At 37.7% G+C, this 6,511-nt stretch carries 2 protein-coding genes; both read right to left on the bottom strand.

What is annotated here, in order from left to right; translation table 11 throughout:
• Positions 1–2,348, bottom strand: a 2,348-nt coding sequence (locus O9290_RS21935; RefSeq protein ID WP_288059889.1) for a non-ribosomal peptide synthetase, incomplete at its 3' end; no start/stop codon positions are given.
• On the bottom strand, positions 2,345–6,511 hold a 4,167-nt coding region (locus O9290_RS21940), incomplete at its 5' end, for a condensation domain-containing protein (RefSeq protein ID WP_288087537.1). The genes O9290_RS21935 and O9290_RS21940, both read right to left, overlap by 4 nt.

The following is a 6,511-nucleotide window of genomic DNA, read 5'->3' on the forward strand; positions in this document are numbered from 1 at the left end:
GGCTGACAGCACCAGATAGTAGTCTCAACCGCTACTTCTGTTGGTCCATAAGCGTTATATAATTCACAGTTTAACTGCTGAAAAAATCGTTGATTGAGTTCATAAGATAAGGCTTCTCCCCCGACAATTACTCGTTTTAAACAGTGGCAATCTTTGCTCTTAGGATGTTGCAGAAAAACTCGCAATATTGAGGGAACACAAGTGAAACAAGTTACTTGTTGTTGCACAATTAAATCTATTAAATAATCTATATCTTTATACCCGTCAGGTTTAGCCACGACTAGGGTAGCACCAGATGTTAAAGATGAGAAAACTTCCCAAACTGAAACATCAAAACTAAAGGGAGTAATTTGGAGAATGCGCTCTTCAGAGTTAAGATTATAATTGTCAATATTGTATTTTAGAGTATTGCAAATTCCTTGATGAATATTCATCACACCTTTAGGTTTTCCCGTTGAACCCGAAGTGTATATAACATAAGCTAAATTTTCTGGTTTAACTGGAGAGGTCAAATTCTCTTGACTATAATTAGCTATCTTTAACCAATCTGTATCTAAACACAGTATTTCGGGGCAATTTTCTGGTAGAGATTGAACTAAAGATTGCTGAGTTAACAACAGAGAGATAGCTGAATCAGATATCATATAATCCAAGCGCTCAGGGGGATAATTAGGATCCAAAGGAACATAAGCTCCCCCGGCTTTAATAATTCCCAATATTCCGATGATCATCTCAAAAGAACGCTCAATAAAAATCCCCACTAATACTTCTGAAGTTACGCCTTTTTCTTGTAAATAGTGACCGACTTGATTAGCTCGATTATTTAACTCTCGATAGGTCAATTTTTTGCCCTCAAAAATAATAGCTATTGCCTCGGGATTATCTCTAACTTTTTCTTCAAATAACTGGTGCAGACACTGTTGAGAATAAGCGACTTCGGTTTGATTCCACTCTATTAGTAATTGATGCCGTTCTTCAGGGGTTAATAAATTAATCTCAGATAATTTACAATCGGGATTCTGAATTACACTTTCAATAATTTGTAAAAAGTGACCGCTCATTCTGGCGATAGTTTCAGGCAAAAATAAATCCGGCTCATATTCAATAGCTAATGTAAGATTATGACTATCTTCAAAGAAGCTCCAAGTCATATCAAATTGAGCCATCCGTGGTTTTAAGGGATAAGGTTGATGTTCCAAACCAGGAATTTTTAAGACAGTTTTGCTTTCTTTACTCAGTAGAGAAAACATGACATCAAATAAGGGATTTCTGGACAAATCACGTTCTAAATTGAGAGCGGATACTAATTTATCAAAAGGATAATCACGATATTCATAAGCATCAAGACAGGTGTTAGTTACTTCCCCTAAGACTTGCTTAAAAGTTACTCCCTCTGGTAATAAAGATCTCAAAGCCAAGGTGTTAACATAAAACCCGATCTGGTTTTCTAAATCAGGATGATTCCGTGCTGAAATAGGGATACCAACTACTAAATCCCGTTGGCCGGTGTGACGGTAGAGTAATATTTTAAAGAAAGTCAGTAGGGTAATAAATAGAGTTGTCTGATTTCGAGTTGCAAAGGTTTGTAATTGTTGGCTAAGACTCTCACTAAATTGATAAGTGTAGGAAGCCGCTTGAGAAGATTTTACTTGAGGTCGAGGGAAGTCTATCGGTAAGTTTAAGATAGGGGGATGTTCGGCAAAAACCTCGCACCAATACTCATGTTGTTCTCTAACTTCTTCACTTTCTAACCACTGATTTTGCCATGCCGCATAATCTTTATACTGTAGGGTAAGAGGGGGTAATTCAGCTTTTTTTTGTTGACTATAAGCAGAGTATAATGTAAAGAACTCTTGAAAGATAATATCAAGTGATTGTGCATCTCCAATAATATGATGGACAGTCAAACCAAAGATAAATTCTTCTGACTTAATCTGCACCAATAAGACCCGAATAAGGGGCAACTTTTCTAAACTAAAAGGTAAATTTGCCGACTCTTGAATTAAATCATCTGCCAAGAGTTCAGCATCTTTTTCTGCTCTTAAATCTTTAAAAATGATTAACTGTTCTGTGGGAATTTGCTCATGAATAACTTGCTTAATATTGCCCCCAACACTGGTAAAAGTGGTTCTGAGAATTTCATGACGGTTCACCAGTTCTTGAAAGGCTGCTGTTAATATAGAAACATCTAACTTGCCATTAATTCTCATGGCAAGCCTAATATTATAAGCACTAGAAGATTCGCTGATATGCTGCAAAATCCAAAGCCTTCTTTGACCGTGAGAGACTTGGTAATATTTTTGTTTTTCCAGTGGGTTAATTGAGTCAGATTGTGGTAAGTTGATCATCGTTTTTGTCGGGATTGAATTAATACAGCTTGTTCTTTTAAAGTATTATGGGTAAAAATTTCCCGTAATCGGAGAGAAACTCCAAATTGATTACGGATTTGTGACACTAAGCGCATCGCCTTCAGACTGTTTCCTCCTAGTTCAAAAAATGACTGATTACTGTTACTAACTTCTGCTTCTAATAACTCACCCCAAAGGGAAGCTAATAAAGCTTCTTGTGGATTAAAATCTGGGACTTGGTTAGTTAAGTTAGTAATATTTTCTTCGGGTTTTGGCAAAGCTAGACGATGAATTTTTCCATTGGGTAACAAGGGAAAAGCTTCTAACCGCATTAAAAAGCTAGGCTGCATATAAATCGGTAAGAGTTGCTTTAATTTACCTCGAATATATTCCTGATGAACTGTATCCTCGGCTTGATAATAAGCAATTACGTTTACTAATTCCTCCTTTTTATTAGCCATAACTAAGGCTTTTTCTACTCCCTCAATCCCACTGAGGACATCTTCAATCTCTCCTAATTCAATCCGTACCCCATTTAATTTAATTTGATTGTCACTGCGTCCTATTACTTCTAAAGTTAGATCAGGAAGCAGTCTGCCTAAGTCTCCAGTACGATAAACTATATCCCTCCCCCCATTCAAAGGATTAGGCACAAAAACTGAATGAGTTAAGCTTTCATCTTGATAATAACCTTTGGTTAAATAGGGGGATTTAACGAACACTTCTCCTACTTCTCCTATTGCCCTGGCGCGATTTCCATCAACCACTGCATAAGCGGCATCTGGCAAACTTTGACCACCCGGAACCCGTTCATAGGGAATATTATTAGGGTTAGGAATTCGATAAAAATGCTTAACAAATGTAGTTTCACTTGCCCCATAAATATTCACAAATTCTGTCTGAGAGCCAAAAATTTGATGCCATTCAGCCAGTTCTTTCACAAATAAAGGCTCTCCTCCTAAGACAAAAATTCGCAAACTTTTCAGGAGATTATGTGCATTAACTAAACCACGCCCCATCTTTAAAAATAGACGCATTACCGAGGGGACAGTGTGTAGTAAGTTAATTTTCCATTCTCCTATTCGCAGTAATAAAAGCTCTAAGTCTTCTCGCTCTGTACTCTCTGGAATATACAGAGTTCCCCCTGAGCATAAAGTCACACAGGTTTCCCTCAAATAAGCATCAAAATTAATTTGAGCAATTTGTAAACAGCGCCAACTTTCATTAATGCCAAATTCCCGTTTTTCCCAATCAATGAAATGACGTAAGCTGCCGTGACTGCCTAAAATTGCTTTAGGTTCACCGGTTGAGCCAGAAGTAAACATAATATAATTAGAATCATCAGCATCCGGCATAGCTAGAAGGGGTTGCAGTTTGCTTAATTGGCAAGGAAACTCTTGATAATCCATGCCATTCCACTGATGATATTGCTGAATTTGATGAGCCTTAACCACTAAGATATGAGGCGGTTTTTCTAATGCGGATAGTTGGGGTTTAATCCCCTCTAAATTCTCAGCCGCAACTAAGATAATTTCGGGGCTAGTTTTAATCATCATGCGTTGCCGGCGCTCCTCTGGTTCATCTAAACGTAGAGGTAAATAGATTCCTCCGGCTTTAAATACTGCCAGCATAGCGATTAACTGACGATAATCTCCTTCTAGGAGAACACCACAAACTTTATCTTTTTCCACGCCTAATTCTTTTAAGGCATAAGCCCAAAAGTTAGTTAGTTCATGTAATTCTTGATAGCTAAATTTACCCCCTGGATAAATAATCGATGTTTTCTCCGGTTTGGCTGCAACTTGGTCAATAAAATCATGGATAATAGTACGGGTTTCTAAGCGAGGAATAGGATTGATAAAATTGGCAATAAAAGCGGTTTCTGCTGCCGATAACAAAGAAATGTCTTTGACGGGTTGGGCGGGATTAGATAGCATTTCATTCAAGAGTTTATCGAAGTGAATGAGACATTTTTTCATCCTCTCCTCTTGGAATAAGTCGGTGTTATAAATTAGCTCTAATCTGAGTTTTTCCTGATCTTCACTAAACACAAAAGATAGATCAAACTTACTGGTCGGGGTCAGGGAATCTAGAGATTTTATTTGTATATTTTCCAAGCCTACAGGTTGATCAAAATTTTGCAGAAGGACTAATATATCAAACAAGGGAGTGCGGTTAATTTCTCTAGAAACAGCTAATTTTTCTACTAAAATATCAAAGGGATAATCGGAATGTTCTAAGGCTTCGGTAACGGTTTGACGAACCTTTGCGAGTAGATTTTTGTAGCCTTTTTCGGGTTCAATTTGGTCACGAATAACTAAGGTATTGAGAAATAAACCGATTAGAGATTGCAGTTGAGGATGGCTTCTGGTGGCGATTTCTGTACCAATAGTAATATCATGTTGACCACTGTAGCGATACAGTAATATTTTTACAGCCGCTACCAATGCCATGAATAGGGTTATTCCGTTTTCTTGACAAATTTTTCTTAATTTAGAAATCGTTTCTCGGTCAAATGTCCAGCTTAAATGAGAACCCTTAAACGTCTTTATTTGGGGACGTTTAAAGTCTGTCGGTAAGTGAACTCTGGTCAGTTGTCCATTGTCCAGTTTTTGCCGCCAGTAATCTAGGTTTTTGGGATTATTTTCGCTTCTTAAAAGATTATTTTGCCATCCTGCATAATCTTTATATTGTATCGGCAATGGCTCTATACTAGGCTGTAATCCTTTGGCTAAATCAGAGTAGTATTGTAAGCATTCTTTAGCTAACAAACTCATTGACCAACCATCACAGATAATATGATGAATTTCTAACTCTAAAATATATTCATTCGCAGATAGTTTATAAATCTTAGAGCGCACCAGGGGACTTTTCTCTAAGTCAAACGGTTTTCTCTCTTTTGCAATCGTTTCTAGGATTTCTTCATCAGGTTTATTTGTCCAGTCTTTAAATTCCCAATCAAAAGGACGATTTTGCAGGATTTTCTGTTGTGGTTCACCGTTAATTAAAATGAAAGATGTCCGCAGGGATTCATGACGGGAAATCAATAATTGTATGGCTTTTTCAAAGACATCGGGGCTAAAATCTCCTGCTATTTTGAGGGTGGAAACAATATGATAAGCTACATTATTGAGATCCATCTGTTGCAAGACATAGAAACGTCTCTGAGCATGGGATGTTTCGTAGGTTTCTTGTGCAGAGACAAGGGGAATAGTGGCTACCGTCAGAGGGGTAACAGTGCTTAATAATGCTGCTTGTTCAGCAATGGTAGGATGGGCGAATACTTGTTTAATGGGCAAAGATTGCCCTAACTTTTCCTGAATTTTACTCACTAGAGAAATAGCTTTTAAGCTATGTCCTCCTAACTCAAAGAAGTTGTCACTAACCCCTATTTTGGATACCTGAAGAACATCTTGCCAAATCTGAGCTAAGAGGCTTTCTTTTTCATTTCTTGGGGCTATATAAGCAGATTCAATAATTGATGTCTCATCGGGGACAGGTAATTTTTTCCTGTCTATCTTGCCATTGTTATTTAAGGGAAAATCCGACAACAGGACAAAGGCAGAAGGGACCATATAAGCGGGGAGTTGCTGCTGTAAGAAACGACGCAAATCCTGAGGAGTTAATAAAGAATTTTTTCTGATTACATAAGCAACTAACCGTTGATTATATAAGGTATCTTCCCGCATAATCACAACAGTTTGTTCAACGTTGGGATGAGTTTCTAAAACCGTCTGAATTTCTCCTAATTCAATGCGTAAACCTCTCAGCTTAACTTGATTATCAATCCGCCCTAAATATTCAATATTGCCCTCAGGAAGATAGCGAGCTAAATCTCCGGTTTTATATAATTTCCCCTCAGCAAAAGGGTTAGAAATAAATTTTTCTTGAGTTAATTCCAGACGATTGAGATATCCACGCGCTAAACCCATTCCACCAATATGTAATTCTCCAGCAACACCAATAGGAACCGGTTGGAGATAACTGTCGAGAATATAAACTTGGGCATTAGCAAGGGGACGTCCAATAGAAATTTGGGAATTTGGCTGACAGCACCAGATAGTAGTCTCAACCGCTACTTCTGTTGGTCCATAAGCGTTATATAATTCACAGTTTAACTGCTGAAAAAATCGTTGATTGAGTTCATAAGATAAGGCTTCTCC

The sequence above is a fragment of the Microcystis sp. LE19-41.2A genome, from assembly GCF_027530405.1.
In the GTDB taxonomy this organism is placed as follows: Bacteria; Cyanobacteriota; Cyanobacteriia; order Cyanobacteriales; family Microcystaceae; genus Microcystis; species Microcystis aeruginosa.